Origin of the sequence: Xanthomonas albilineans (assembly GCF_002939705.1) — a bacterium.
GTDB lineage: Bacteria > Pseudomonadota > Gammaproteobacteria > Xanthomonadales > Xanthomonadaceae > Xanthomonas_A > Xanthomonas_A albilineans.
This window is the reverse complement of record NZ_MDCB01000012.1, coordinates 87824-113493: the sequence shown is the minus strand read 5'-3', so window position 1 is coordinate 113493 and position 25670 is coordinate 87824. Positions and strand designations below refer to the sequence as shown.

26 protein-coding genes, 2 tRNA genes and 1 other RNA gene are annotated in these 25670 nt (G+C 64.6%); 16 read left to right on the top strand and 13 right to left on the bottom strand.

The annotated features are described in order from the left end of the window. Positions 1 to 8: 8 nt before the first annotated feature. The 5 genes from rlmKL to XalbCFBP2523_RS11835 all read right to left on the bottom strand — a co-directional run bounded on the left by rlmKL (position 9) and on the right by XalbCFBP2523_RS11835 (position 4153). Entirely contained in the window at positions 9 to 2189 is a 2181-nt protein-coding gene (gene rlmKL, locus XalbCFBP2523_RS11855; protein ID WP_045766755.1) for a bifunctional 23S rRNA (guanine(2069)-N(7))-methyltransferase RlmK/23S rRNA (guanine(2445)-N(2))-methyltransferase RlmL, read from the bottom strand. A 205-nt stretch (positions 2190 to 2394) separates the two neighbouring features. Continuing rightward, a non-coding RNA gene (locus XalbCFBP2523_RS11850) (sX9 sRNA) lies at positions 2395 to 2470 on the bottom strand. Between the two features lie 149 nt (positions 2471 to 2619). Further along, positions 2620 to 3141, bottom strand: coding sequence for a GNAT family N-acetyltransferase (locus tag XalbCFBP2523_RS11845; protein WP_045760819.1), 522 nt, complete (start codon positions 3139 to 3141; stop codon positions 2620 to 2622). Next, on the bottom strand, positions 3138 to 3665 hold the full coding sequence (locus XalbCFBP2523_RS11840) for a YqiA/YcfP family alpha/beta fold hydrolase (RefSeq protein ID WP_012916464.1): 528 nt from the start codon (positions 3663 to 3665) through the stop codon (positions 3138 to 3140). The genes XalbCFBP2523_RS11845 and XalbCFBP2523_RS11840 overlap by 4 nt, the downstream gene beginning before the upstream one ends. Continuing rightward, positions 3662 to 4153, bottom strand: a complete 492-nt coding sequence (locus XalbCFBP2523_RS11835) for an MOSC domain-containing protein (RefSeq protein WP_045765950.1) — start codon at positions 4151 to 4153, stop codon at positions 3662 to 3664. The genes XalbCFBP2523_RS11840 and XalbCFBP2523_RS11835 overlap by 4 nt, the downstream gene beginning before the upstream one ends. Positions 4154 to 4175: 22 nt before the next feature. Between XalbCFBP2523_RS11835 and XalbCFBP2523_RS11830 the strand changes: the two genes are divergently transcribed. Next, a complete protein-coding gene (locus tag XalbCFBP2523_RS11830) occupies positions 4176 to 4754 on the top strand; it encodes an N-acetylmuramoyl-L-alanine amidase (RefSeq protein WP_045765951.1) in 579 nt (192 codons plus the stop codon). Positions 4755 to 4832: 78 nt separating this feature from the next. Here XalbCFBP2523_RS11830 and XalbCFBP2523_RS11825 read toward each other — a convergent pair whose 3' ends face one another. The 4 genes from XalbCFBP2523_RS11825 to XalbCFBP2523_RS11810 all read right to left on the bottom strand — a co-directional run bounded on the left by XalbCFBP2523_RS11825 (position 4833) and on the right by XalbCFBP2523_RS11810 (position 8339). Then, complete coding sequence (locus tag XalbCFBP2523_RS11825) at positions 4833 to 5771, bottom strand: DUF1684 domain-containing protein (RefSeq protein ID WP_045765952.1); 939 nt, start codon at positions 5769 to 5771, stop codon at positions 4833 to 4835. 73 nt (positions 5772 to 5844) lie between these two features. Beyond that, a complete protein-coding gene (locus tag XalbCFBP2523_RS11820; protein ID WP_045765953.1) occupies positions 5845 to 6726 on the bottom strand; it encodes a sulfurtransferase in 882 nt (293 codons plus the stop codon). Beyond that, positions 6723 to 7523: a CoA pyrophosphatase gene (locus XalbCFBP2523_RS11815; protein WP_045765954.1), complete on the bottom strand. Its 801-nt coding sequence runs from the start codon at positions 7521 to 7523 to the stop codon at positions 6723 to 6725. Before XalbCFBP2523_RS11815 ends, XalbCFBP2523_RS11820 begins: the two co-directional genes overlap by 4 nt. Positions 7524 to 7637: 114 nt before the next feature. Continuing rightward, positions 7638 to 8339, bottom strand: coding sequence for an FKBP-type peptidyl-prolyl cis-trans isomerase N-terminal domain-containing protein (locus tag XalbCFBP2523_RS11810; protein ID WP_045760824.1), 702 nt, complete (start codon positions 8337 to 8339; stop codon positions 7638 to 7640). Between the two features lie 161 nt (positions 8340 to 8500). Between XalbCFBP2523_RS11810 and XalbCFBP2523_RS11805 the strand changes: the two genes are divergently transcribed. The 3 genes from XalbCFBP2523_RS11805 to nth are packed head-to-tail and all read left to right on the top strand — an operon-like array spanning position 8501 to position 10362. Beyond that, a complete protein-coding gene (locus XalbCFBP2523_RS11805; protein ID WP_045766756.1) occupies positions 8501 to 9283 on the top strand; it encodes an enoyl-CoA hydratase/isomerase family protein in 783 nt (260 codons plus the stop codon). Between the two features lie 12 nt (positions 9284 to 9295). Further along, positions 9296 to 9676 (top strand): hypothetical protein, encoded by a 381-nt coding sequence (locus tag XalbCFBP2523_RS11800; RefSeq protein ID WP_045765955.1) that lies wholly within the window; start codon positions 9296 to 9298, stop codon positions 9674 to 9676. After that, positions 9673 to 10362, top strand: a complete 690-nt coding sequence (gene nth / locus XalbCFBP2523_RS11795; protein WP_045758207.1) for an endonuclease III — start codon at positions 9673 to 9675, stop codon at positions 10360 to 10362. The genes XalbCFBP2523_RS11800 and nth overlap by 4 nt, the downstream gene beginning before the upstream one ends. A gap of 107 nt (positions 10363 to 10469) precedes the next feature. On the opposite strand, the gene XalbCFBP2523_RS11790 is transcribed toward nth, so the two are convergent. Next, the gene (locus XalbCFBP2523_RS11790) at positions 10470 to 11720 is read right to left on the bottom strand and encodes a porin (protein ID WP_045765956.1); all 1251 of its coding nucleotides are present in this window, start codon (positions 11718 to 11720) and stop codon (positions 10470 to 10472) included. A gap of 255 nt (positions 11721 to 11975) precedes the next feature. Between XalbCFBP2523_RS11790 and pstS (XalbCFBP2523_RS11785) the strand changes: the two genes are divergently transcribed. The 10 genes from pstS (XalbCFBP2523_RS11785) (at position 11976) to rnt (ending at position 20944) form a co-directional block, all read left to right on the top strand. Next, positions 11976 to 12989, top strand: a complete 1014-nt coding sequence (gene pstS / locus XalbCFBP2523_RS11785) for a phosphate ABC transporter substrate-binding protein PstS (protein WP_045765957.1) — start codon at positions 11976 to 11978, stop codon at positions 12987 to 12989. A 249-nt stretch (positions 12990 to 13238) separates the two neighbouring features. Continuing rightward, positions 13239 to 14339, top strand: a complete 1101-nt coding sequence (gene pstS / locus XalbCFBP2523_RS11780; RefSeq protein WP_045765958.1) for a phosphate ABC transporter substrate-binding protein PstS — start codon at positions 13239 to 13241, stop codon at positions 14337 to 14339. 232 nt (positions 14340 to 14571) lie between these two features. Then, positions 14572 to 15546: a phosphate ABC transporter permease subunit PstC gene (gene pstC / locus XalbCFBP2523_RS11775; RefSeq protein WP_045765959.1), complete on the top strand. Its 975-nt coding sequence runs from the start codon at positions 14572 to 14574 to the stop codon at positions 15544 to 15546. A gap of 1 nt (position 15547) precedes the next feature. Continuing rightward, positions 15548 to 16417 (top strand): phosphate ABC transporter permease PstA, encoded by an 870-nt coding sequence (gene pstA / locus XalbCFBP2523_RS11770; RefSeq protein ID WP_012916478.1) that lies wholly within the window; start codon positions 15548 to 15550, stop codon positions 16415 to 16417. Between the two features lie 19 nt (positions 16418 to 16436). After that, the gene (pstB, locus tag XalbCFBP2523_RS11765; protein ID WP_045757323.1) at positions 16437 to 17264 is read left to right on the top strand and encodes a phosphate ABC transporter ATP-binding protein PstB; all 828 of its coding nucleotides are present in this window, start codon (positions 16437 to 16439) and stop codon (positions 17262 to 17264) included. A 124-nt stretch (positions 17265 to 17388) separates the two neighbouring features. After that, positions 17389 to 18099 carry a phosphate signaling complex protein PhoU gene (phoU, locus tag XalbCFBP2523_RS11760; protein ID WP_012916480.1) on the top strand — a complete coding sequence of 237 codons (711 nt, stop codon included), beginning with the start codon at positions 17389 to 17391 and terminating at the stop codon, positions 18097 to 18099. A 180-nt stretch (positions 18100 to 18279) separates the two neighbouring features. Further along, on the top strand, positions 18280 to 18621 hold the full coding sequence (locus tag XalbCFBP2523_RS11755; RefSeq protein WP_012916481.1) for an HvfA family oxazolone/thioamide-modified RiPP metallophore: 342 nt from the start codon (positions 18280 to 18282) through the stop codon (positions 18619 to 18621). Positions 18622 to 18625: 4 nt separating this feature from the next. Then, on the top strand, positions 18626 to 19477 hold the full coding sequence (locus XalbCFBP2523_RS11750) for an HvfB family MNIO-type RiPP peptide maturase (protein WP_196297594.1): 852 nt from the start codon (positions 18626 to 18628) through the stop codon (positions 19475 to 19477). Next, positions 19470 to 20216, top strand: a complete 747-nt coding sequence (locus XalbCFBP2523_RS11745; RefSeq protein WP_012916483.1) for an HvfC family RiPP maturation protein — start codon at positions 19470 to 19472, stop codon at positions 20214 to 20216. Before XalbCFBP2523_RS11750 ends, XalbCFBP2523_RS11745 begins: the two co-directional genes overlap by 8 nt. Positions 20217 to 20290: 74 nt before the next feature. Then, positions 20291 to 20944 (top strand): ribonuclease T, encoded by a 654-nt coding sequence (rnt, locus tag XalbCFBP2523_RS11740; protein ID WP_045765961.1) that lies wholly within the window; start codon positions 20291 to 20293, stop codon positions 20942 to 20944. Between the two features lie 160 nt (positions 20945 to 21104). Here the strand turns inward: rnt and rlmB are convergent, their stop codons facing one another. The 3 genes from rlmB to XalbCFBP2523_RS11725 all read right to left on the bottom strand — a co-directional run bounded on the left by rlmB (position 21105) and on the right by XalbCFBP2523_RS11725 (position 24694). Then, on the bottom strand, positions 21105 to 21851 hold the full coding sequence (gene rlmB / locus XalbCFBP2523_RS11735; protein WP_045765962.1) for a 23S rRNA (guanosine(2251)-2'-O)-methyltransferase RlmB: 747 nt from the start codon (positions 21849 to 21851) through the stop codon (positions 21105 to 21107). A 188-nt stretch (positions 21852 to 22039) separates the two neighbouring features. Then, positions 22040 to 24361 carry a ribonuclease R gene (rnr, locus tag XalbCFBP2523_RS11730; protein WP_045758829.1) on the bottom strand — a complete coding sequence of 774 codons (2322 nt, stop codon included), beginning with the start codon at positions 24359 to 24361 and terminating at the stop codon, positions 22040 to 22042. Positions 24362 to 24609: 248 nt separating this feature from the next. After that, positions 24610 to 24694: transfer RNA gene (locus XalbCFBP2523_RS11725), tRNA-Leu, on the bottom strand. A 356-nt stretch (positions 24695 to 25050) separates the two neighbouring features. On the opposite strand from XalbCFBP2523_RS11725, the gene XalbCFBP2523_RS11720 reads away from it, so the two are divergent. Both XalbCFBP2523_RS11720 and XalbCFBP2523_RS11715 read left to right on the top strand, forming a co-directional pair. Continuing rightward, positions 25051 to 25488, top strand: a complete 438-nt coding sequence (locus XalbCFBP2523_RS11720) for a VirK family protein (protein ID WP_012916487.1) — start codon at positions 25051 to 25053, stop codon at positions 25486 to 25488. An 89-nt stretch (positions 25489 to 25577) separates the two neighbouring features. Further along, positions 25578 to 25662, top strand: a tRNA-Leu gene (locus XalbCFBP2523_RS11715). Positions 25663 to 25670: the final 8 nt, after the last annotated feature.

Below are 25670 nucleotides of genomic sequence, written 5' to 3'. Positions count from 1 at the left end.
CGCCGGATTCAACGCCGTTGCAGACGCCAGGCGCGGTGAATGCGCGGGTTGCGTTCGAAATCCGGCGCGATGGTTTGCGCGCTGATCTCCTGGCAACTGGCGAATGCGGCCAGCGCATTTTCCTCCAGCTTGAACCGGCGGAAATTGTTAGAAAAGTACAACACGCCCTCCGGCGTGAGCCGCGTCACCGCTGCGCGTAACAACCGCACATGCTCGCGCTGGATGTCGAAATCCTCCGCGCGCGCGGAGTTGGAGAAGGTCGGCGGATCGCAGAAAATCACATCGTAACGGTTCTTCTCCGCCTCCAACCAGGTCAGCGCATCGGCTTGCACAAGACGATGCTGAGCGCCCCCTTTGCCGTTGAATGCCAGGTTGTCGGCACACCACTGCAAGTAGGTGCCGGACAAGTCCACGCTGGTGGTGGAATCGGCCCCGGCCACCGCCGCCTGCACACTGGCCACACCCGTGTAGCAGAACAGATTGAGGAAACGTTTACCGCGCGCCTGCTGTGCCATGGCGCCGCGCAACGGGCGGTGATCCAGGAACAGCCCGGTATCCAGATAATCGAACAGGTTGACCCGCAGCAGCGCATCGTGTTCGCGTACCACCAGGAACTCGCCACGCTGCTCGAAGCGGCCGTACTTGCTACCGCCCTTACCGCGCTCACGCGTCTTCAGCGCCACTTGCTCGGCCGGCACCGCGAACACCTCGCGCGCGGCGGCCAGCAGTTCGTTGCGACGGCGGCGCACGTCGGCATCGGGAATATTCTCCGGCGCCGCATATTCCTGCACATGCAAGAACGTGCGCGCCTGGCCAGCGTCTTCCTGGTACACGTCGATCGCCGCCGCGTACTCGGGCAGATCCGCGTCGTATGCGCGGAAGCAACTGACCTGCTCGCGCATACGCCAACTTTTGAACTTGCGCAGGTTCTTGCGCAGACGGTTCGCCACCATCTGCGCTCCATCGCTGAGCGCGTGCGACACCTCGGCACTTGCACGCGGCGCGACCGCGATTGGATCGCAAACGATCAACGGGCACTCCAGCGCACCGTTGAACATCTGGTATTTTTTTGCCGCACGCAGGCCGGTGGCATAGGCCAGATCCGCATTGCCGCACAGCACACTGGCACGCCATTGCGGCACCGTCCGCTTCAACGCCTCGCCCAGGCGCCGATACAGCGCGGCATCGGCAACCAGGCGTTCGTCGTAGGGGGGATTGCAAACCACCGTGCCCAGCGCCGACACAGGCGCACGCAGATCGGCGACGTCGCGCACCTCGAACGTGATTGCCACGGCGACCCCGGCCGCCTGCGCGTTCTCGCGCGCGGCACGAATCGCGTGTGGATCGATATCGCCACCGTACAGCACCGGACGCAGTGCAGCACGGCCGGCGGCCTCGCGCTGTCGCGCCTCCACCAGTAATTCGTCCCATGCCGTCAGGTCGAAGCCAAGCCAGCGACTCGGCGCGGCACTGGACGCCGTGGGCACAGCATCGCCGCGGTGCGCAGCGGCCAACGCGACACGCAACAGGCCCGGGGCGACATCGGCAGCCATCAGCGCCCCTTCGATCAGCAACGTACCGCTACCGCACATCGGATCGAGTAAACCGCCGCCCTGCGCATACAACGCCGGCCATTGTCCACGCAACAATAACGCCGCAGCCAAATTCTCTTTCAGCGGCGCCTCATTCTGCGCCTGACGCCAACCGCGCCGGTGCAGCGAGCCGCCGCCCAGATCCACCGACACGGTGGCGCGCCCCTTGCGCAGCGACAGGTTCAAACGCAGATCCGGATGCTCCACGTCCACCGACGGGCGTTCCAGACCGGCATTGCGCAGCGTGTCCACCACCGCGTCCTTGACCCGCTGCGCTGCATAGCGCGCATGGGTGATTCCGGTACCGGATACATGCGCGTCCACTGCCAAGGTGTGCTCGGGCGTTAGGTGCTCGCACCATGGCACGACGGCCACGCCGGCGTACAGCGCCGCCTCGTCGGGACACTCGAAGGCGTGCAGCGGCCACAGCACACGACTGGCCAGACGCGACCACAGCACTGCGCGCTGCGCATCGCGCAACGTGCCCTCGACATTGACCCCGGACACGGTGGCCGTCGCCTGCGCCACACCGAACGCAAGCAGTTCATCGACAAGCAGGTATTCCAGGCCCTTGGCGCAGGAGACGAAAAATTTCACGGCAATGCGGACCACAGCAGACATAAGAAGGGCGCGACCGGCGTCGCCCCGCCCTGCGCATGACAACGCCGCCGGTAACGGCCGAGGACAGCGGACGGGCGAGGCGGCAATGGTCGGCCATCGCGCCGCGTATTACCAGCCCAATCGAAAAGCACCGCACTCCCTCGAGCAGATCTCAGCATGCGCTGAAGTTCGCCTTAAGAGTGGCTAACGAAACCTCGCCAGTCGCTGTCGGGTGGGGGCGGACAGCACGCAGGAACCGAAGTGTACAGGGGGTACATGAGGATTCCGAACACTGCGCGCGCCTGTCCGGCGGCAACGCAGTCGTTTTGTTAGCCAATCTTAAGTGCAGCCGCTGCGGCGGCGACAGCATGCAGCGGCCAATCCCCTCTTGCATCGCTCAGAACGGGACTACGCGCCCACGCGATGCTCAAGCATCGGCTGCAAATGCCGGGTGATACGCCACCTCGGCCACCGGCAACAAACGATCGCCGAAGCACAGCGCCTGGAAGGCCTCCACTGGCACGCCCGGCAGGATCAACCCCGGCTCCTGGCGGAAGCCGAAGCGCGCGTAGAACGCTGGTTCGCCCAGCACCACGCAACCGGCCGCGCCCAGGGACTGCAACTGTGCCAGCGCCTCGCGCACCAGTCGCGCACCCAAGCCCTGTCGCTGATGCCCCGGCCCCACCGACAGGGGCCCTAGCGCGTACCAACCGCGACTGCCATCGGACAGGGTCACCGGGGACGCCGCGATGTGGCCGACGATGTAGCCCTCGTGTTCGATCACCAACGATACGATCAGCGCGGCGTCCGCACGCAGGCGTTCGATGACTCGCTGCTCATCGTGGCGGCTGTGCGCGACACGAAAGAACGCCACCAGGGTCAGCGCCTCGATTGCCGCCGTATCGGCCGCGCGCTCGGCGCGCAGCAACAGCTCTGGCGTATCGCTCACAGACCCGCCAGCAATTCGGCGAACGCCTGCGCCGCAGTATCAACGTGATCGTTCAAACGATGCGTGTCGTCGACCAATAGCAGCCGCGCCGCGCGTGCCTTTGCCCAGCCGATGACCTCGGCGGCGGGAATCAGTTCATCGCGCCAGGCATGCACGATCGAGATCGGCACCGCTGCCGCATCCAGCGGCGGCAACGGCCCCATCCGCGTCGGCGGCACCATCAGGAACAGCGCACGCACCGGCACCTGCAACGACACCTGCGCGGCGATATAAGCGCCGAGGCTTGAACCAGCCAGCACCAACGGCCCGCGCTGCGCCGCATGCTGGGCCCGTTCGAGCAGACGCCGCAGCCGCGCCGGCACATCGCCGAGTTGGCTGACCTCGCGGCGCGCATCCAGATCGGTGTAATCCGGGCGCTCGTGGCTCCAGCCCATGCGCTGTGCGACCTCGACCAGCGCACTCGCCTTGGCCGCCTGCGGCCCACTCTCGAAACCATGCGACACGATGCAGTGACCGCGACTCACAGCGCCACCACCGCATCACCCACGCGCAAGGTGCCGCCATGGACGATCCGCGCACACAGGCCGCCATGACCGCGCATCGCGTTGTAGCCGCCCGCGCCCAATGCCTGCTCCATGCGCGAGCACGGATCGCATGGCGCGATGCCTTCCAGTTCGACCTCGCCGATGCGGAAACGGCATCCTTTCAGTGCAATCAACGCAATGCCGGAGACCACCAGATTGCGCCGCAGCGTCGCTGGCGCAACCTCGGCCTGCCCGGCCAGCGCAGCGATCACCGGCAGATGTTCGGCCTGGATGAGGGTCACGCCACGCTTGCCGTTGCGCCCAACATAGCGGTCGCCGGACAGGCCGGCCGCCGCTTGTGCAACGACCTCGTTCACCGCGCGCATCGGCACGTCACGCGCCGGACGCAAGCCAATCCATTCCACGCGTCCGGCATGCGGGAAGGTGGACAACAGGGCCGCCAGCGGGCTTTCGGAATTCAGACTCATCGGCGAATGCTAGCATCCGCGCATGCCGCAAATCCCACCACCGTCCATCCACGATACACCCCTGCCCTATGTCGAGCGACTGGAAGCGCGTGCGCTGGACGCCATCGAACTGGCGGTGATCCACTGCACCGAACTGCCGGACCTGGCCAGCGCACGGGCCTACGGCGAACGCGTGCTGTATCCCTCGGGCACCGGCAATAGCGGCCATTTCTACATCGACCGCGACGGCAGCGTGTATCGCTACGTGCCGCTACAACGCGTCGCCCATCACGTGCGCGACTACAACCGGCAATCGCTTGGCATCGAACTGGTCAACCGCGGACGCTACCCGCACTGGCTGGACTCGCGCCACCAGGCGATGGAAGACCCTTATCCAGTGGCGCAGATCCAGGCGCTAATCGCACTTCTGTGGCAACTGCAAGCGGAGTTGCCGCAGTTGCGCCACATCGCCGGACACGAAACGCTGGACCTGAGCCTGGAACCAGCCAGCGACGACCCGCGTTTGCAGGTTCGACGCAAGCGCGATCCCGGGCCGCTCTTCCCGTGGACGCAAGTTCTGGCGGCGGTGGCGTTGACACCGTATGCACCGTCTGTTCAATGATCGGCAAGCGCGGCCTGCACGCTCAAATGACGATGCGCGGCCAGCCGCGCCGAGACAGCGCTCGGCCACGAGCGTGTATCAGCGTGGGCCCATATAGTTCTTCTCGCCTGCGGTCACCGCCATATCCATAAGATTTCCGAACGGCGCCAGGGGACACACCAAATGCGGCGTGAACGCGCAAGGCGGATTTTGCGCCAAATTGAAATCCAACACGATGTGACGACCCTGCGGCAATTCGACGAATAGATAGCGCGCGCCACCGTAGCTCTCGCGGCCGCTGGTACGATCGGAGAATGGAAAGAACAGACGTTTATCGCTCTCATCGCGCAAGGCCTGCAAGCGATAACGATGCCCCTGCAGCACGAACTCGGCGCTACCGGCCAAGACCAGCGGCTCTGGAGTTCCGATCGAGGTGAGCAACACGACCGCACGCGGCGTTGGCTGCGGATGCCATTCGGCGACCACGCGCCAGTGCGCATCGATCGGGAAGTAATCGATACCGGGAAACGCGTAGCGCGCGGCGGCGTGCGGATCGCGGAAACGCCAACCGAACAGATTGCCGGTGCGTACCACATAGAATTCCTGGGCCCCCAGGTCAAGGCGGGTTTCCGTATCATGCGCCGCATCGGTGTTCAGACGTCCGGCAACGAACGGGCGCCCCGCCACACGCACCGCCGCACCATCCTCCGCCTCGAAATACACCCCGTCCTGCGGGTCCACCCTCAGCATGCCAAGGTGCGCCGGACCGCCCGGCAACTGCACATCGTTGTCGGCCGCATTGCCAACACGGTGTACGCCATCGCTCAGGCGACCGGAGCCGATATAGCTGAGCCAGCCGGAGGACGCACGCAACAACGCCACACGTTGCGTTCGACGTTGCTGCACCAACGCACGGTAATCCGCGACCGCCTGCGCGTGGGGGGAGGCGTCGGCACCGATTGCACCGGACATATCCGCTCCACCGCAGGCCACCAGCGCCGACATCATGACTAGCGCATATGCTTCACGCCAACGCATTGTTTCGTCCCACTCTCGCCTTCTCCCTTGTCCTGTTGACCGCAACCGCGCTAGCGCCTCGCCACCACCCGTGCTATCGGCTGGCGCATGGCCGTGCCGGATCGGCAATCCAGCCGCTCCAGGAACCGGCATACACGCGCGCACCGTGCAAACCGGCATGTTCCAACGCCAATAGCAGATGGCAGGCGGTCACGCCGGAACCGCACATCACCACCACCTCGCGCGGATCGCGCCCGCACAACAGCGGCTCGAGTTCCGCACGCAATTCGTGCGCCGCACGCAAGCGCCCATCGCGCAGATTTTCGCCGAGCGGTCGATTGACCGCACCTGGGACGTGTCCGGCAACGCCATCGATCGGTTCGACCTCGCCACGAAAGCGCTCACCGGCGCGCGCATCCAGCAACCAGCCCGGGGCTTCATGCAGCCGCGCAAGCACCTCCTCGGCCGCGACGATACGGCTGACATCGAAACGCTGCGGATACGGCGCGAGCGGCGACGGCGATACAACCGCATCCGTCTCCGGCAAGCCCAGCCGGCGCCATTCGGCGAGTCCGCCATCGAGCACGGCAACGCGACGGTGACCAAGCAGACCCAGCATCCACCACAGCCGCGCGGCCGCCATGCTGCCGTCGGCCGCGTCGTAGACCACCACCTGGGTGTGCGGTGCGATGCCCCATCGCCCCAAGGTGCCCGCGAACACGGCATCCTCCGGCAGCGGATGCCGCCCCAGGCCGGGGCGGCGTAGATCGGAAAGATCGGTATTGAGATCGGCGTAAACCGCGCCGGGCAGATGCGCTTGCGCATACGCCTGGCGCATCACGTCCGCGGCACTCGGATCGAGCAACGCCGCCGGCGCAAAACGCGCATCGACGATGCGCAGGTCGGGGTGATCGAGCGCGGCGGCCAACGCCGGCGCGGCCACCAGGTGCTGCCATTCGGGCAACGGTGAATTCATGCAGTTTGCTCCAGTCGTCGACGCAAATTGAGCAGGATCGCCGCCGTCGCGCCCCAAATCCGCTGCTCGGGCCAAACATATTCCAGCACAACTCTCGACTGCCCACGGTCATCGATCTCGATGCCGCGTAGGTTTTCCGGCGCCATCAGGTAAACCAGCGGCACTTCGAACACCTCCGCCACCTCGTCCGGATGCGGCTGCGGCACGAACGCCGGGTCGATCGCCGCGACCACCGGCATCACCCGGAAACCGCTGATGGTGAGGAACGGATCCAGATACCCCAACGGTTCGACCTGACTGGCAGCCAGTGCGATCTCCTCATGACTTTCACGGATCGCCGCCGCCACCGCATCGGCGTCGCCGGGGTCGATACGACCACCGGGAAAACTGACCTGTCCACCGTGGTGGCGCAGACTGTCGGTGCGCCGGGTGAGCAGCACCCGGGTGCCATCGGCGCGCGGCACCAGCCCGACCAGCACCGCGGCCTCCACCGGCACTTGGACGGGTAGCAGATCCTGCAACTCATGCTGATTCCAACCCGGCCCGAGCGGTGGACGTTGCAGCGGATGCAGCGCGCACTGCAGTTGGGCGCATTCGGCCAGACGCTGCGCCGGCGACGGCAACCAACCGCGCGCAGGCAATACATCAAACATGTAACGGCGGCGTTCGGCGTCGCTCATGTCGCGCCAGCGCGCGATCTCCTCGCCGCTGCGCAGGCAGCCCACGCAATAACCGCCTGCATCGAGGCGACACAGACCGATACACGGCGTGAGCACGGCATGGGAGACAGGATCCATCGGATTGGACACCTTACAGCCTAGCGCGATTCACCACGCCGCCGCCGTTTGTCCGACAAAAAAATTGCGCCGGCATCGCTGCCGGCGCAATCATCTTACACTGAAGCGTCGCGCTTACTTGACGCTGACCAGCTTGATTTCGAACTGCACGGCCACGTTCGGCGGGAACGGGGTGCGCGGATCGGCACCGTAGGCCTTGTCAGGCGGCAGGGTCACTTCCCACTTGGAACCGACCGGCATCTGCAGCAGCGTCTCGCGCATGGCCTGCATCTCGACTTCGCTGACCTTGATCGCCGGAATCTGCTGCGGCGGACGCGCCTGCGGCGGACGCTGACCAAACGGATACGGACCAGACACTTCCAATTGCACGGTGCTGGCTTGGGTCGGCTTGGCCCCCTTGCCGGCTTCGATCACGCGGTACTGCACGCCGCTCGGCAGCGATTGCACACCCGCCTTGGCCTTGTTCTCAGCCATGAACTTTTCGCTCTTGGTCTTGTTCTCGGCGGCGGCCTTCTCGTAGTCGCGCTTGGCCTGCTCGGCACGTGCCTTCTCGCGGCCCTGGAACGCTTCGACGGCCGGCTTCAACTGATCGGCGGTGACCGCCGGTTGCTTCTTGGCGTAGGCATCCTGCAAGCCCTTCACCACCGCATTGATATCCAGCTGCTCGCCACGGCCGGACAGTTCGGCAAGATTGTTGCCGTAGTCGTAACCGAAGTAATAGCTCAGCTTGCCCTTTTCGGACGAGGTGTCCTGGGCGAACGCATTGCCGCTCAGGGCCAGGGCCGCGACAGCGACCGCAATAGAACGCAACTTCATCAAACAATTCTCCAGGGTGGTGGCACAGGACGGCCAATGCCGCCTGAGATGACGCGCTAGGATAGCTGCCGCGGCGCATAACCGCCACCGACGACGCTGTATCAGACAGAAGCAGACGGCGCGGAGTTCCCCTAACAATTTCTTTACAACCAGGAATGCGCATGTCCGGCACACCAATCCTCGCCGATACCCAGGGGGCGATCCGCATCCTCACCGTCAACCGGGCCGACAAGCTCAACGCATTGAATCGGCAGATATTACTGGCGCTGGATACAGCCTTCGCCACAGCCGAGGACGACCCGCAGATCCGCGTGGTGGTGCTGACAGGGGCTGGCGAAAAAGCCTTCGTCGCCGGTGCCGACATCGCCGAAATGAACGCATTGACACCGATGCAGGGCCGCGATTTCTCGCAACTGGGCCAACGCCTCATGCGCCGCATCGAACGCCTGTCCAAGCCGGTGCTGGCGATGATTAATGGCTTTGCGCTCGGCGGTGGGCTGGAACTGGCGATGGCCTGCCATCTGCGGGTGGCCGCCGACAGCGTCCGGCTAGGCCAACCGGAAATCAACCTCGGGCTCATCCCCGGATTCGGCGGTACCCAGCGCCTGCTGCGGCTGGCCGGTCGCGCCGCGGCGTTGGAACTGTGCCTGCTCGGTGCGCCGATCGACGCGGCACGCGCCCTGCAACTGGGCCTGGTCAACCGCGTGGTGGCCGCCGCCGAGCTGCGCCAGACGACCTTGCAAATAGCCCAACAACTGGCCAACGCGGCACCGCTGGCCTTGCGCGGCATTCTCGATGCGATCCAGGTCGGCGGCGAAACCGCAATAGAGCAGGGACTGGAGTATGAGACCGCGCAATTCGGCCTGCTGTTCTCCAGCGCGGACATGCGCGAAGGCACCCAGGCGTTCCTGGAACGACGCGCACCGCAATTTCAAAACCGTTGAGCCCCCTGCCCGATGCCACACGCCTGCACCCCTTCTACCGCTACCGCCCCGCCACTACAGCTGCTGCGCTGGATTCTCGACGACAACCTCGATGCCGCAATCGAGGGTGGTCTGATGGACTATGTCGGCGACGATCCCGACCACGACGCCCTGGATCCTGCGCACCCACAGTTACGCGCGCAGTTGTTGGATGCACAGCAGCGGTTGCGCATCGCCTGGGCCGCACGCGCGCGCCACCGTGCGCGTACCGCGCGCTTGGCACTGCGCGCGCAAGCACGCCAGGCCCGCCGTGTCGCACCGGCAAGCGCCGCCACGGCCACCCCACCACTTCCCGCAGCCGCAGCGGCGATCCTGGCCCGCGCAAAAGCCAAAGCCACACGGAGCTCGTCGTGAGTGCGAGTACGAGCACCCGCAGCGCGCGAGGCGGACGCACGCTGCGCAAGGAGGAAATCCACGAGATGTTCTCGCGCCTGGCCGCGCTCAATCCAACGCCGACCACGGAATTGCAGTACAGCACCCCGTTCGAATTACTGATCGCGGTGATTCTGTCGGCGCAGGCCACCGATGTCGGCGTCAACAAGGCTACCCGCCGGTTGTACCCGGTCGCGAACACGCCGGCCACGATCCTGGCGCTGGGCGAGGAAGGACTGAAGCGCTACATCTCCACCATCGGTCTGTTCAACGCCAAGGCCAAGAATGTCATCGCCACCTGCCGCATCCTGGTCGAGCAATACGGGGAGCAGGTGCCGCGCGAACGCGATGCGCTGGAAGCCCTGCCCGGGGTCGGCCGTAAGACCGCCAACGTGGTGCTCAATACCGCCTTCGGCGAGCCGACCATGGCCGTGGACACGCATATTTTCCGCGTTGCCAACCGCACTGGACTTGCGCCGGGCAAGGATGTGCGTGCGGTCGAGGATGCCCTGCTCAAGCGGGTGCCGGCGCAATTCCTCTATGACGCGCACCATTGGCTGATCCTGCATGGCCGCTATGTGTGCAAGGCGCGCAAACCGGACTGTCCGCAATGCGTGATCCGCGACCTGTGTCGGTTCAAGGACAAGACACCGGCAGCCGAGCGCTGAAACGATCCCGTAGCACGATGACGTAGCGCGCCCGCATCCACAAACGAAGAAGGCGGCGCAAATGCGCCGCCTTCCGGTCGAACGGACAAACATCGGTGATCGGCGAATCAGAACGACATGTCGCCCCAGATGCCGAATTCCTTGGTCTTCACATCGATCTTGCTGATATCTTGCTGGCGCGTGTACTTGTAGACCGTCGCCAGCTTCAGGTTCTTCAGCACCGGGAACTCGACGCCGACGTTCCAGTACTTGTCGTAGAGCGAAGGGTCCAAGGTCTTGCTCAGATCGACCCTGTCGTAACGCCCGAACAAGCTGATGCCGTTGTCGCCCAGCGCGACGCTGCCCCACGTCGACCAGCCGGAGATCTTGTCGGTGGCAACGGTCAACACATTATTGAGATTCTTGGCCACGAAATATTCGCCACCCAGGCGGAATCTCGAATCCGCGTAGGCCACCAGCGCGTTGGCACGGTTGTAAGTGTGGTGAGCCTCGAGGATATCGGTTTCCTTACCCAACTTGCCCGAGTAGGCACCCAGCGCAATGGCCAGGTTCGGAATCGGCGTATAGGCGACGCGGCCTTCCACGTCCATCCCCTTGCTGCGCGCGAGGGTCTTGTAGCCAGCACCGTTGACCACCGAGAACGCATAGTTGACCTGCGTACCGAGGTCACCGAAGGCGTGCAGACCCCAGTCGGAGGAGTTGGCGGTCTTCATCCGGTCGTTCAAGGTGTTTTCGACGTAACGGTAGCCGTAGTACTTATCGATCAACGGCAGCCACGGCATATCGGCCGCACCGATACGCAAACCGAAAGCGTCGTCGAACTTGCCCTGCACATACGCCTTCTTGACAAACAGTTCGGTGCTGGAGATCGCCGAGCTGTACTGGAAATCGGTGGTCAGGTTGGCCGACCAGATGTCGTTGAAGGAGTGGTCGACAGTCAGATAAAACCGCTTGACGTCCAGACCGACACCGCTGGCGGCGGTCTTGGCACCGCTGCTGGTCCTGTCGACGTCGCTCAGATCGAAGAACATCCGCCCACCGATCTTGGTGTTGTCGACCAACTTGGCGAGCTTGTCGACCTTGCTGGCACTGGCCTGCGCCGCCTCGGTGGCCTGAGCCTGGGTGACATTCACTTCCGATTGGGCATCGGACTGCGCCTGCAACGCTTGCGATTGCGTCTGTAACTGCTGAACCTGGGTCTGCAGTGCTTCGATCTGGGCCTGCAGTTGCTGCAACTGGGCTGCGGACACTGCGGGAGGGCTGGTCTTGGTCTTGGTCTTGGCCGCAGCGAACGCCTGCGGTGCCGACATCAGACCTAGACTGACAAGGATCGCCGAAGCGAGTAGATGAGAACGCATTTGAGGATGTCTCCAGATGGGTGGTTGGACAACGATGTGATATGGAGGGGGCGAGCAACAGTCTGACCAGTTGTAAAGATTCCGTCAAATTCATTGCGCTTTTAAGTCAAATCCATGTCGAAAAAAGTTAAACGTCATGCCAGCCTGTCACCAAGATGAAGCATTTCCTTCTTCAGGCTTTCACAAAAAAGCCTTGAAATTCCACTGAATGTCGGCAGGGGTGCCGATATCTCACCCTTCTCAGGAGTTCTCCCGATGCGTTCCCTCAAGCTCCGACTGCTGGCAGCCGCCGCGGTCGTTTCGTTTTCGCTGGCGGCGCAAGCCACTGATGTCACTGGCGCAGGCTCCAGCTTCGTCTATCCGGTGCTGTCGAAGTGGTCGGCGGCCTATGCCGAGAAAAGCGGCAACCGCATCAATTATCAGTCCATCGGTTCCGGCGGCGGTATCGCCCAGATCGAGGCCGCGACGGTGGATTTCGGCGCGTCCGACAAACCGCTCAGTGCTGCGGAGCTGAGTAAGTTCGGCCTGGGTCAGTTCCCAGTCGTGATCGGCGGCATCGTCCCAGTGGTGAACGTGACCGGCGTGGCGCCTGGCGCGATGAAGTTGGACGGCACCGTGCTGGCCCACATCTTCCTGGGCAAGATCGCCAAGTGGAACGACCCGGCGATCGCCGCGCTCAATCCGGGCCTCGCCCTGCCGGACATGAAGATCACCATCGTGCATCGCTCCGACGGTTCGGGCACCAGCTTCAATTTCACCAACTACTTGTCCAAGGTCAGCCCGGAGTGGAAGAGCAAGGTCGGCGAAGGCACGGCGGTGCAGTGGCCAGCCGGCATCGGCGGTAAGGGCAACGAGGGCGTGGCCGCTTACGTCAAGCAAATCCGTGGTGGCATCGGCTATGTCGAGTATGCCTATGCACTGCAGAACAAACTCAGCTACACCGGCATGAAGAATGCCGCCGGCCGTTTCGTCATGCCGGATGACAAGGCTTTCTCCGCTGCGGCCGCGACCGCCGACTGGAAGTCCGCAAAGGACTTCAACCTGATCATGACCAACGCGCCGGGTCAGGACGCATGGCCGATCACCGCCACGACTTGGGCGATCATGTACAAAAAAGCCAAGAAGCCAGCCTCTTCCAAGGCGGCCCTGGAGTTCTTCAAGTGGTCCTTCGAGCAGGGCCAGGCGCAGGCCAAGGCGTTGGACTACGTGCCGCTACCGGAGCCACTTGTCCAGCAGATCGAAGCCTATTGGGCGCAGAACCTGAAGTAACCGGGCGCACCGCAGGCGCCGTCGCAACATACGACGGCGCCTGCGACACCCACCGACGCGGGCCGTAAGGTCCGCGTTTTCGTCTTCGCTCAACCTCCATGCGGCAGGGCGTGGGCATCCGCTTCGCGCGGGTCGAACCAGCTCCCAACCCCGCAAACGAATGTGCAAGTCACGACTTTGTAACAAAATTATCATTTCATAGCGCGCGTCTGCCGGACGCACCGGCGCTCTTCGCTAAGGAGTGAGTCGATGAAACTGCAGCAGGCGCGTGTTGCCGTCCTGTCCTCGGCGCTGATCTTTGCCATTTCTGCCTGCCAGCCCGGCAATGGCGGCACATCGCAGGGTGCAGCCGATCGCGCTGGCGGCACGCCCACCGCCGCTCCAGCTGCTGGTGCCAGGAACGCTGCGGAAATCTCCGGCGCCGGCGCATCTTTCATCTACCCACTGTTGTCAAGATGGTCGGCCGACTACAACGCGGCCACAGGCAACAAGATCAACTACCAGTCGATCGGCTCTGGCGGCGGTATCGCCCAGATCAAGGCTAGGTCCGTGGATTTCGGTTCTTCGGACAAGCCGCTGACCAACGCAGAACTGGCTGCCGCTGGCCTCGGCCAATTCCCATCGGCGATCGGCGGTGTGGTGCCGGTGGTCAATCTGGAGGGCATGGAAGCGGGCAAGTTGAAACTGACCGGCGCGCTGCTGGCCGACATTTTTCTCGGCAAGATCACCACATGGAATGCCCCGGCGATCACCGCGCTGAACCCCGGCGTGCGCCTGCCCAACGGCAAGATCAACCTGATTCACCGCTCCGACGGTTCGGGCACCAGCTTCAACTTTACTAATTATCTGTCCAAGATCAGCCAGGAGTGGAAGAGCAAAGTCGGCGAAGGCACTTCGGTGCAGTGGCCAGGCGGCATCGGTGGCAAAGGCAACGAAGGAGTGGCCTCGTATGTTCAACAGATCAAGGGAGCGATCGGCTACGTCGAACTGGCCTACGCGCTACAAAACAAAATGCCCTATGTTTCGTTGCAGAACGCCGCTGGCAACTGGGTGCAGCCCAATGCGGAGAGCTTCACTGCAGCAGCGGCTGCGGCGGACTGGTCCAGCGCCAAGGACTTCAACCTGGTCATCACCAACTCCACCGCCGCGCAAGCGTGGCCGATCACCGGCACCAATTTCATACTGATACCCAAGCAGGCCAAGGACCCAGCACGCAGCAAGGCGACCCTGGAGTTCTTCAAATGGGCGTTCGAAAAGGGGCAGCCGCAAGCCGAGTCACTGCACTACGTGCCGCTGCCTCCGGCACTGGTACAACAGATCGAAGCATACTGGAACGAGGAATTCAAATAGGCGCCGAACTGCCATACGGCGCGGTCACGCTACGACACGTTCGATGCGGCGCCCGCTCCAACCAACCACGTCTGTATATTACAAGTCCCCCGACACCGTCTGCGCACATTGTGATCTGGACTTTCCGGTTCCGATCAGCGCAGCAACCGACTCAGCCACCCGCCGCGCGCGACGCCCCCCGCCGCAGCCACCATCGGGACGTGCGCAAGCGCGTCCCGGCGAGTTTCGAGCCATGAACGCCCCTGCCATTCCCGACACAATGACGGTGCCCCGCAAACGCGATCTGCGTGACGCCCGCGCAGACCGATTGTTCCGCTGGATCCTGACCGCCACCGTCGTATTCGTCCTCGTTGCCCTGGCAAGCGCAGCACTGTCGATGCTGTGGGGTGGCCGCCAGGCGCTGCAACTACAAGGGCTGAGTTTCTTCTATTCCAGCGAGTGGAATCCGGTCGAGAACAAGTACGGCGCGCTGGCGCCGATCTACGGCACCCTGGTGACCGCACTGATCGCGATGCTGATCGCGGTGCCGGTGAGTTTCGGCATCGCCTTCTTCCTCACCGAAGTGGCACCACGCTGGCTGCGCGGCCCGGTCGGAACCGCGATCGAACTGCTGGCCGGCATCCCCTCGATCATCTACGGCATGTGGGGCCTGTTCGTGCTGGTACCGGTGATGACCGACTACGTCACGCCCTGGCTCAACGATCACCTCGGCACACTGCCGCTGATCGGGCCGATCTTCCAGGGACCGCCACTGGGCATCGGTCTGCTCACCGCCGGTATCGTCCTGGCGATCATGGTGATCCCATTCATTTCTTCGGTCATGCGCGAGGTGTTCCTGACCGTGCCGACCCGACTCAAGGAATCGGCCTACGCGCTCGGCTCCACCCGCTGGGAAGTAAGTTGGGATATCGTGCTGCCCTACACCCGTTCGGCGGTGATCGGTGGCATCTTCCTTGGCCTGGGACGCGCGCTCGGCGAAACCATGGCGGTGGCCTTCGTGGTCGGCAACACGGTGCGACTATCGCCATCGCTGCTGGAACCCGGCACCACGATCGCCGCACTGATCGCCAACGATTTCGGCGAAGCCACCGACACCTACCGCTCCGCGCTGCTGCTGTTGGGCTTCGTGTTGTTCATCGTGACCTTCATCGTGCTGGCGATCGCCCGCCTGATGCTGGCGCAGCTAGCGCGCAGGGAGGGCAACTGAAATGGCCGCCGACCTCGCGCACCGCCTGTACCAGCGCCGCCGCATGATCAACGCGGTGGCGGTCACGGTGTCCTGCCTGACCGCACTGTTCGGGCTGGCATTCCTGGCATGGATCCTGTGGACGCTCGTGGGTAAGGGCATCTCGGGCATCAATTTCGATCTGTTCACCCGCATGACCCCGCCGCCTGGCGAGGAAGCAGGCGGCTTGGCCAACGCGTTCTTCGGTAGCGCGGTGATGTGCGCCCTGGCCCTGCTGATCGGCACCCCGATCGGTGTGGCTGCCGGCACCTGGTTGGCCGAGTACGGCAATGCGCGCAAGACCGGCCAGGTGGTGCGCTTCGTCAACGACATCCTGCTGTCGGCGCCCTCGATCGTGCTCGGGCTGTTCGTCTACACCTTGTACGTGATGCAAACCGGTGGCCGCTTCTCGGCGATGGCCGGCGCGCTGTCGCTGGCTTTCATCGTGCTGCCGGTGGTCGTGCGCACCACCGACGAAATGCTGCGGCTGGTGCCGGCGCAGATGCGCGAAGCGGCGCTGTCGCTGGGCATCCCGCAATGGAAGGTCATCATGCAGGTGCTGTATCGAAGCGCCTCGGCCGGCATCGTCACCGGCATACTGTTGGCGCTGGCGCGGATCAGCGGCGAAACCGCGCCACTGCTGTTCACCGCTTTCGGCAACCAGTACTGGAACAACAACATCATGCAGCCGATGGCCAGCGTCCCGGTGGTGATGAACTCCTTCGCCGGCAGTCCGTATCCGAGCTGGCAGTTGCTGGCTTGGTCCGGCGCACTGGTACTCACCGTGTTCGTGTTGCTGGTCAGCCTCGGCGCGCGCGCCCTGCTCCTGCGCAAAAAGATTTCCAACGATTGATCCCCCTATGGAACAGGCCATGAACGATCACCACAACGCCGCACCGATGCACCGCATCGCCATGCCCACCGGGCACACCGCGCTGGCGCCCTCACCGGTCAAGATCGCCGCGCGCGGCCTGGACTTCTACTACGACAAGTACCACGCGCTGAAGGGCATCAACCTACAGGTGCCGGAGAAGCGCGTCACCGCGTTGATCGGCCCATCGGGCTGCGGTAAATCCACCCTGCTACGCGTTTTCAACCGCATCTACGCGTTGTATCCGAAGCTGGAAGCGCGCGGCGAAGTGCTGCTGGACGGCGAGAACATCCTCTCGCCGAAGTATCCGATGAACCGCCTGCGCGGCAAGGTCGGCATGGTGTTCCAGAAGCCGGTGCCGTTCCCGATGACCATTTTCGAGAACGTCGCCTACGGCATTCGCCACCACGAAACACTGTCCAAGGCGGAAATGGCCGAACGGGTGGAACATGCACTGCGCCAAGGCGCGCTGTGGGACGAGGTCAAGGACAAACTCGGGCAGAGCGCACTGGGCCTGTCGGGCGGCCAGCAACAGCGCCTGTGTATCGCCCGCGCGGTGGCGTTGCGCCCGGATGTGCTGCTGCTCGACGAACCCACCTCGGCGTTGGACCCGATCTCCACCAGCCGCATCGAGCAGCTGGTCGAAGAACTCAAGACCGACTACACCATTCTCATCGTCACCCACAACATGCAGCAGGCTGCGCGCGTGTCCGACTACACTGCCTTCATGTACCTGGGCGACTTGATCGAACACGACCGTACCGAAACCATCTTCTCGCAACCCAGCAAACAGCAGACCGAAGACTACATCACCGGCCGCTTCGGCTGAGTGCCGACGACGGCAGCCCTCTCGCCGCAACACCTCCTCCGCGCAGACAGCACCGCCACCGACGCCAGCCCCGCAACGCCTGCAATGACAGCGGCGAAACCACCGGATCAAACGGACCTACGCCATGAATACTCAGCCCAACGAGCACATCGTGAAGAGCTACAACGAAGAACAGCATCGCCTCACCACAGAAATCGTGCGCATGGGCGAAACCGCGGTGGCGCAGTTGGAAGCGGCACTGGATGTGGTCGAACGCCGCGACGACAACGCCGCGCTACGCATCGTCGTCAACGACGAGGCGATCGACGCGCTGGAGCAATCCATCAGCCACGACGTGATGCGTCTGGCGCTGCGCGGACCGATGGCGCGCGACCTGCGCGAGATCCTCGCCGGCCTGCGCATTCCCTCCGACATCGAACGCATTGGCGACTACGCCGCCAATGTCGCCAAGCGCTCGATCGCATTGAACATGTCCCCGCCGATGCCGCAGACCCTGGGCCTGCGTCAACTCGGCAAACTCGCCGCGCAACAGGTAAGGGCGGCGTTGGTCGCCTACCAGAACAACGACGCCGACATGGCACTGCATGTGCGTCAGGACGATGCGCAACTGGACGCACAGTACACCGCGCTGTTTCGCGAGCTACTGACCTACATGATGGAGGATCCGCGCAACATCACCCCATGCACCCATTTGCTGTTCATGGCCAAGAACCTGGAACGGATCGGCGACCACGCCACCAACATCGCCGAGAACGTGTGGTTCCTGGTGCATGGCGACCAACCGCTGCCGCGACGCGACAAACGCGACGAAACCAGCTCCACCAGCAGTATCTGAACGGATCCGCCCGGCTGCGGCATGCGCCGGAGCCACGACCGTGGGCACTTTTGGCTGCGTTCGCAGCGGAGTTTTTCGTAGCGCACACGCCGCCGCATGCAACCTCGCCCGGCAGCGAGTAGGCTTGGCACAGCACCGGCACGCGACGCCGGCGCCCATCCCTTCGCCAGGAGTCTGCGCATGTCCCGATCACCACGCCCATTCCCTGCCCTCGCCGGTGCGGCCCTGCTCGGCGGACTGAGCCTGTCCGCCTCTGCTCTGACGATGACCGATCTCCCCCAGGGCTACGCACTCGCTGCCCAACCGAGCACGCCACCGCAAACAGAAGACACGGCGACACCACCAACCGCTACGCCAACGCCACCCGCCACGCACGCCAAGGACACCGTCAAGGCGACCGAAGGCAAGTGCGGTGCGCACGCCGACAGCAAACAGAAAGCAAGCCACGCCACCAACAAGCACAACGGCAAGGCCATGACCGAAGGCAAATGCGGCGAGGGCAAATGCGGTGGCGGCGGCTGAAGCCATGTCGCGGCCCCTGGCCGCGGCCAGCGCCGGACTCGGACTACGCCGTGGCCTGCTGCCGGACCTGCTCCACATGCCGACGGATGCCTTCGATTTTCTCGAATGCGCGCCCGATAACTGGATCGGCGTCGGCGGCCGCCCCGGCGAGATGCTGGAGACGCTGAGCGCGCGCCATCCGCTCAGCTGCCATGGTCTGTCGCTGTCGCTCGGCGGCATCGCCCCCCTGGACGCGGTGCTGTTGCGACAGACCCGCCAATTTCTGGATCGGCACCGGGTCGCGCTGTATAGCGAACACCTCAGCTACAGCGCCGACGACGGCCAACTCTACGAACTGCTGCCGCTCCCCTTCACCGACGAAGCCGTGCGTCATGTGGCCGCGCGCATCGTCCAGGCACAGGACGCGCTCGGTCGACGCATCGCCGTGGAGAACGTCTCCTACTATGCCGCGCCAGTGCAGGTGCTGAGCGAAGCCGCATTCGTCAACGCAGTGCTGAGCGAAGCCGACTGCGACCTGCTGCTGGACGTCAACAACGTCCAGGTCAACGCTCACAACCACGATTACGACGCCCAGGCCTTCCTCGCCGCCATGCCCAGCGCGCGAATCGCCTCGTACCACGTCGCCGGACATCGCGACGATGCCGCCAGCGGCCTGAAGATCGACACCCATGCCGCAGCGGTCACCGGCCCTGTCTGGCATCTGCTGGCCGCCGCCTATCGTCTGCACGGCGTGCGCCCGACCCTGCTGGAGCGCGACGGCCAGTTCCCGCCGCTGACGGATCTACTGAGCGAAATCCAGCGCATTCGCGATCTACAGCAACACGCACTCCCATCGCGGCGCAGCGCACATGGGTGAGACGTTGCGCGCCCAGCAACTCGCACTGACCCTGCACCTGCGCGATCCGCAGCGACACGCGCCACCGGCGGACATCGAACCGCACCGCCTGGCGGTCTACCGCGCGCTGTTCTTCGACAACCTCGCGCAGCTACTGAGCGCGCAGTTCCCGGTACTGCACGCGACCCTCGGCGCAACCGACTGGGATGTACTGCTACGGGCGTTCTGTGCCGAACATCGCGCGCGCACCCCACTGTTCCCGCGCCTGGGCGGCGAACTGGTGCGGTTCCTGGAACAGCGCGCGGCGGATCCACACCGGCCCTGGCTGGCGGAGTTGGCCCACTACGAGACTGTCGAACTGGACGTCCAAATCGACGACAGCGCACTGCCGCCGCACGATCCACACGGCGACCTGCTCGATGGCGTGCCGCAACTCTCGCCCTGGCTGCGCCTGTTGCGCTACCGCTGGCCGGTGCAGCGCATCGGCCCGGCGTGGCAACCCGACACGGCACCACCCGCACCGACCTGCTTGCTGGCGCGACGCCAAGCCGACGGTCAAGTCCGCTTCGCCGAACTGGCGCCGCTCACTTATGCGGTACTGAGCGCGCTGCAAGCCGGTACGCGCAGCGGACGCGCACTGCTGCTGGAACTGGCCGGCGCGCACGACCACGACCCGGTCACCTTGCTGCGTGATGGTGCCGCCTTGCTCGAGCGCCTGCGTGCGCAGGGCAGCGTGCTCGGCACTCGCCTGCCACACTGACAGACGCTGAGCCACACCACACTCGCGCGCATCGCCGCAGCGGGCAGCGGGCTCCGCTCTGCTACCCTTGTCGCATGAACGATCCAGTCGAAACGCACTCCCAAGCTCCCGCCATTACCGCGATGTCGCGACGTTTCCGCGGCTACCTGCCGGTGGTCGTGGACGTGGAAACCGGCGGCTTCGACTGGAACCGGCACGCGCTGCTGGAGATTGCGGTGATCCCGATCGAAATGGACGCCGCCGGCAAGTTGTCCCCCGGCGACACCGCCAGTGCACACGTGGTGCCGGCCCCTGGCACCGTCATCGACCCAAAATCGCTGGAAATCACCGGCATTGTCCTGGATCACCCGTTCCGCCTCGCCAAGCCCGAACGCGAAGCACTGGAACACGTGTTCGCCCCGGTGCGAGCGGCAGTGAAGAAATACGGCTGCCAACGCGCCATCCTGGTCGGGCACAACGCGCATTTCGACCTGAACTTCCTCAACGCGACCGTGGCGCGCTGCGGCCACAAGCGCAACCCATTCCACCCCTTCAGCGTGTTCGACACCGTGACCCTGGCCGGCATCGCCTACGGGCAAACCGTGCTGGCACGTGCGGTGCAGGCTGCCGGCTTCGAGTGGAGCGCCGCCGACGCCCATAGCGCGGTGTACGACACCGAACAAACGGCGCGCCTGTTCTGCAAGATCGCCAATGCCTGGCCCGCGGCGCAGAGCGGATCGCCTGCATAACCAGCGCCGCTTCCCGATGGCCGGCACCAGCGCGACCGGCAACTTTATTGTTCGTTTCTACAGATAAAATCGGCGGCGTACTCCCACCGCCGAGTAGACCTTTACCACCTGACCCGGCATGCGGGCAGACTGCGGCAGCCCGCATGCACCGCGGTGGCACTCAGCCCATGCGCTGCCGCACCGCCTCGAACAAGGTGACACCGGCGGCCACCGACACGTTGAGGCTCTCGATCTCGCCGGGCATCGGAATCCGGACCAAACCGTCGCAATGCTCGCGGGTCAGCCGACGCAGACCGTCCGATTCGCCGCCCAGCACCAGTGCCACATTGCCACGCAGATCCTGCGCATACAGCGAGGTCTCGGCCTCGCCGGCCAGACCATAGATCCACACACCCTGCTTCTGCAGCTCGCGCAAACAACGCGCCAGATTGGTCACCGCCACGATCGGCAGGCGGTCGGCGGCGCCAGCGGAGGTCTTGCGCACGGTGGCGTTGACCGGTGCGGACTTGTCCTTGGGGATCACCACCGCAGTGACACCCGCCGCCGCCGCACTGCGCAGGCAGGCACCGAGGTTGTGCGGATCCTGCACGCCGTCCAGCACCAACAGCAGGGCGCGCCCTTGCGCGGCGGCCACCAGGCCCTCCAGCTCGCTCTCGGCCCAGGTGCGCGCCGCCGCATAACGCGCCGCCACGCCCTGGTGGCGCACCGAACCGCCGACACCGTCCAGCGCCTGGGTGTTCACCCGCCGCACCTCGATGCCCTTGCGCCGCGCGTTCTCCTCGATCTCCTGCAGCCGCGGATTCTTGCTGCCCGCTTCGACCAGCACCTCGCGCACGTTGTCGGTATCGTTCTCGATCGACGAAGCCACGGCATTAACGCCAACGATCCACTGGTTCTGCTTGCTCATGCCACCGGACTACACGAAAGGAAAGCGCGCATGGTAGGCGCTGCGGGCGCTCGCGTCACATCGTCGGCCACGCGAAACGATCGGCTGGATGCACAAACGTCCGCTCGCCGTCGCGGCCATCCTGGGCGATCGGCGAGAAGCGGCGCTGCACGGCAATCACCACGCTGCGCGTGCCGCGCCATGCGCTATCAGTACTTCTTTTTCTTGCGCTTGGCCGGCTGTCCGCGCGCGGGCAGCGGTGGCAGCTCCTCGTGCGGAGAGCCACCCTCCTCGACCAAGCGGAAGTCGATCTTGCGCTCTTCCATGCTGGCCTTCAGGACCAGGATGCGCACCCGGTCGCCAAGCCGGAATTGGCGGCCGCGACGCTCACCGGTCAAGGTCTTGCGGGTGGCATCGAACTGATAATAGTCCTGCGGCAACTGGGTCACGTGGATCAGGCCATTGACCTTGGACTGGTCCAGTTCGACGAACAGACCGAAGCTGGTGACGCCGCTGACCACGCCATCGAACTGGCCGCCGACGTGCTTTTCCATCCACGCCGCGCGATAACGCTCGTCGACTTCGCGCTCGGCCTCGTCGGCACGGCGTTCGCGCTCGGAGCATTGCAGCGCCAGCGCCGCCATCGCGCGCGGTGCATACAGGTACTTGTCCGGCGCGCCACGCGTCAACGCATACTTGATCGCACGATGCACCAGCAAGTCCGGATAGCGCCGGATCGGCGAGGTGAAGTGCGCATACGCCTCCAGCGCCAGACCGAAATGGCCGGCGTTGTCCGGCGAATACACCGCCATGCTCTGGCTGCGCAGCAACACCGACTCCAACAGCGCCGCATCCGGGCGCTCACGCACCTTCTTCAGCAGCTTGGTGAAGTCGCCCGGCACCACCTTGCTCCACGCCGGCAGGCTCAGCTTGAACTCCTTCAGGAACTCCAGCAGATCGGCATATTTGGATTCGGGTGGACGCTCGTGTACGCGGAACGGCGCCGGAATCCGCGTCTCCAGCAAGTAGCGGGCCGCGGCCACGTTGGCGGCGATCATGCATTCCTCGATCAACTTGTGCGCATCGTTGCGCATCAGCATCCCGGCCTGGGTGACCTCGCCGGTGTTGTCGAGCACGAAACGCACTTCCGAGGATTCGAACTCGATCGCGCCACGGCGCGCACGCGCCTTGGCCAGCACCTGATAGAGCTGGTGCAAACGTTCCAAGTGCGGAAGGACCGCCGCCAGCGCGCCACGCACCTGCGCATCGCGCTCGCCCACCGCCTGCCATACTTGGTCGTAGGTGAGCCGCGCATGCGAATTCATCACCGCCTCGTAGAAGCGCGCGCCGGCCACTTCGCCCTGACGATCGATCTGCATGTCGCAGACGAAGCACATGCGGTCCACTTTCGGATTCAGCGAGCAGATGCCGTTGGACAGCGTCTCCGGCAGCATCGGCACCACGAACCCGGGAAAGTACACCGAGGTCGCACGCTTAACCGCTTCGGTATCCAGCGGCGTGCCCGGACGCACGTAGTGGGAGACATCGGCAATCGCCACCACCAGGCGAAAACCGTCCGCGTTCGACTCGCAGAACACCGCGTCGTCGAAGTCCTTGGCGTCGGCGCCGTCGATAGTCACCAATGGCGTGTGGCGCAGATCCACCCGGCCCTGGATCGCCTCCGGCGCTACCGTCAACGGCACCGCCGCCGCCTCGTCCAACACCTCCTGCGGAAAGGCGTAGGGCAGCTCGTGACCATGGATCGCCGCTTCCACCAGCAACGACGGGGTCAACTTGTCGCCCAGCACCGCGATGATCTTGCCGATCGGCGGACGTCGCGCGTCGGGCGCGGAGGTGAGTTCGCACACCACCAGTTGGCCGTCGCGCGCCTCGCCGATGGCATCGGGAGGAATCTGCACGTTACGTTGGATACGCTTGTCATCCGGCACCACGTAGGCGATGCCCGCCTCCATGCTGAAACGGCCGATCAAGCGGCTCAGGCCGCGTTCGAGCACCCGCGCGATGCTGCCTTCGCGACGGCCACGGCGGTCGATGCCGGTGACGTTGGCCAAAGCGCGGTCGCCATGCAACACCTTGCGCATTTCGTAAGGCGGCAGGAACAGGTCATCGCCGCCTTCGTCCGGACGCAGGAAGCCGAAGCCATCGGGATTGGCAATCACCACGCCGGGAATCAGGTTGGTCTGCTGCAACGGCGCATAGCCGCCACGGCGGTTCTGCACCAATTGGGCCTCGCGCAGCATCGCCCCCAGACGCTTGCTCAGCGCTTCCATGCGCGAAGGCTCGGTCAAGCCGAGCTGTGCAGCCAATTCGTGCAACGTCTGCGGACCGTCGCAGCGATGCAGCAACTGCAAAATCGCCTCGCGGCTGGCGATCGGCTCGGCATAACGTTCGGCCTCGCGCGCCGCGTGAGGATCGTGGATCGGCGGAGCGCCGGCAGGGGCGGCCGCAGGGGGCTCGGGGTGCAGGGGCTGCAACGGCGGCTTGGGACCACGGCGCAGGAAACTGGGCATCCAGGCAGGCAGGCGCGATGGCTTCGGCGTGGCGGCGGGAGCATGTTTGCTGGCGGGTGCGTCGTTGGACGCGGACTTGCCGGACTTGCCGGACTTGCTTCTACGAGTTGTCATCCGCTCATGGTACTCGCATGGCGGGTGCCACCACCGGAACCGCGCAACGCGAACATCGCCCTACCGCATAAACGACGAAGCCCGCGTCAGCGGGCCGGTCGCGGCGAGAGTTCAGCGCTCTCGCGTCTTGCCTGTGGTGCCCAGGAGAGGACTCGAACCTCCACGGTTTTACCCGCTAGTACCTGAAACTAGTGCGTCTACCAATTCCGCCACCTGGGCGCTGAAGGCCGCGCATTCTGCGTGGCGGCATCGTGCTTGTCAACGCGCCCGCCGCCCGCACACGCCACGGACAAACGCATGGGCATCGCGCGCGATCTGATCGCCCAAACTGCACTGTCGCAACAGCACCTGCGCAACCACCTGCCCCAGGCTCGCCTCGCCGACCAGCCCGCGTCTTCGGCGGAAAGACGGGGTTTGCATACCGATTCGGACATAACGCGGCGGACACCACCTACCTCGAACTCAGTGTGACGGCACCGGAAAATCGCGATTTTGTCGGTTGACTCCAGCCGACAAAACGCTAGCGTGCAGCGCATGATCCGTCGCCCTCCCCCATGCTCCGGAGCTTGCACACAATGAAACCCCTGCATCTTCCACTCCTCGCCATGGTCTTGTTCGCCAGTGCAACGGCGGCCTCCGCTCACGCACCACTCAATTCGCTTGCCGACATCGAACATGCCCTGGACAGCGGTAACTCGGTCGCCGTGGCCGTCGATCTGAGTCAGTGCACCCCCACGTCCGGTGGCGCCACGCCGACCCAGACCCATGGCGGCCTGCGCATCGGTTCTTACCGCGTGACTGCCGACGGCACCCTGTCCTTCGCCGACGATCACATGACCGTCGGTCGCGACGGCAAACCGATCCAGCAGTTCCTGCGCTACCAGGTGCATCCGGACAACAGCATCGACTTCACCATGTTCATCTTCGCCCTGCCCAGCTACGAGCAAACCGGCCAGACGCTCGGCTACCGCTGCGCGATCAACCAGGGCCTGCGTTTCAACGCCAGCCACTGAGGATCCACCAGGGCGACGACGCGACCGGCCGCCGTCGCCACACCGCTTGACAGCCCCCTGCGCCACACAGACAATTGTCGTTCTGAGTTGCCCAGGTGGCGGAATTGGTAGACGCACTAGTTTCAGGTACTAGCGGGTAAAACCGTGGAGGTTCGAGTCCTCTCCTGGGCACCACGACCGAC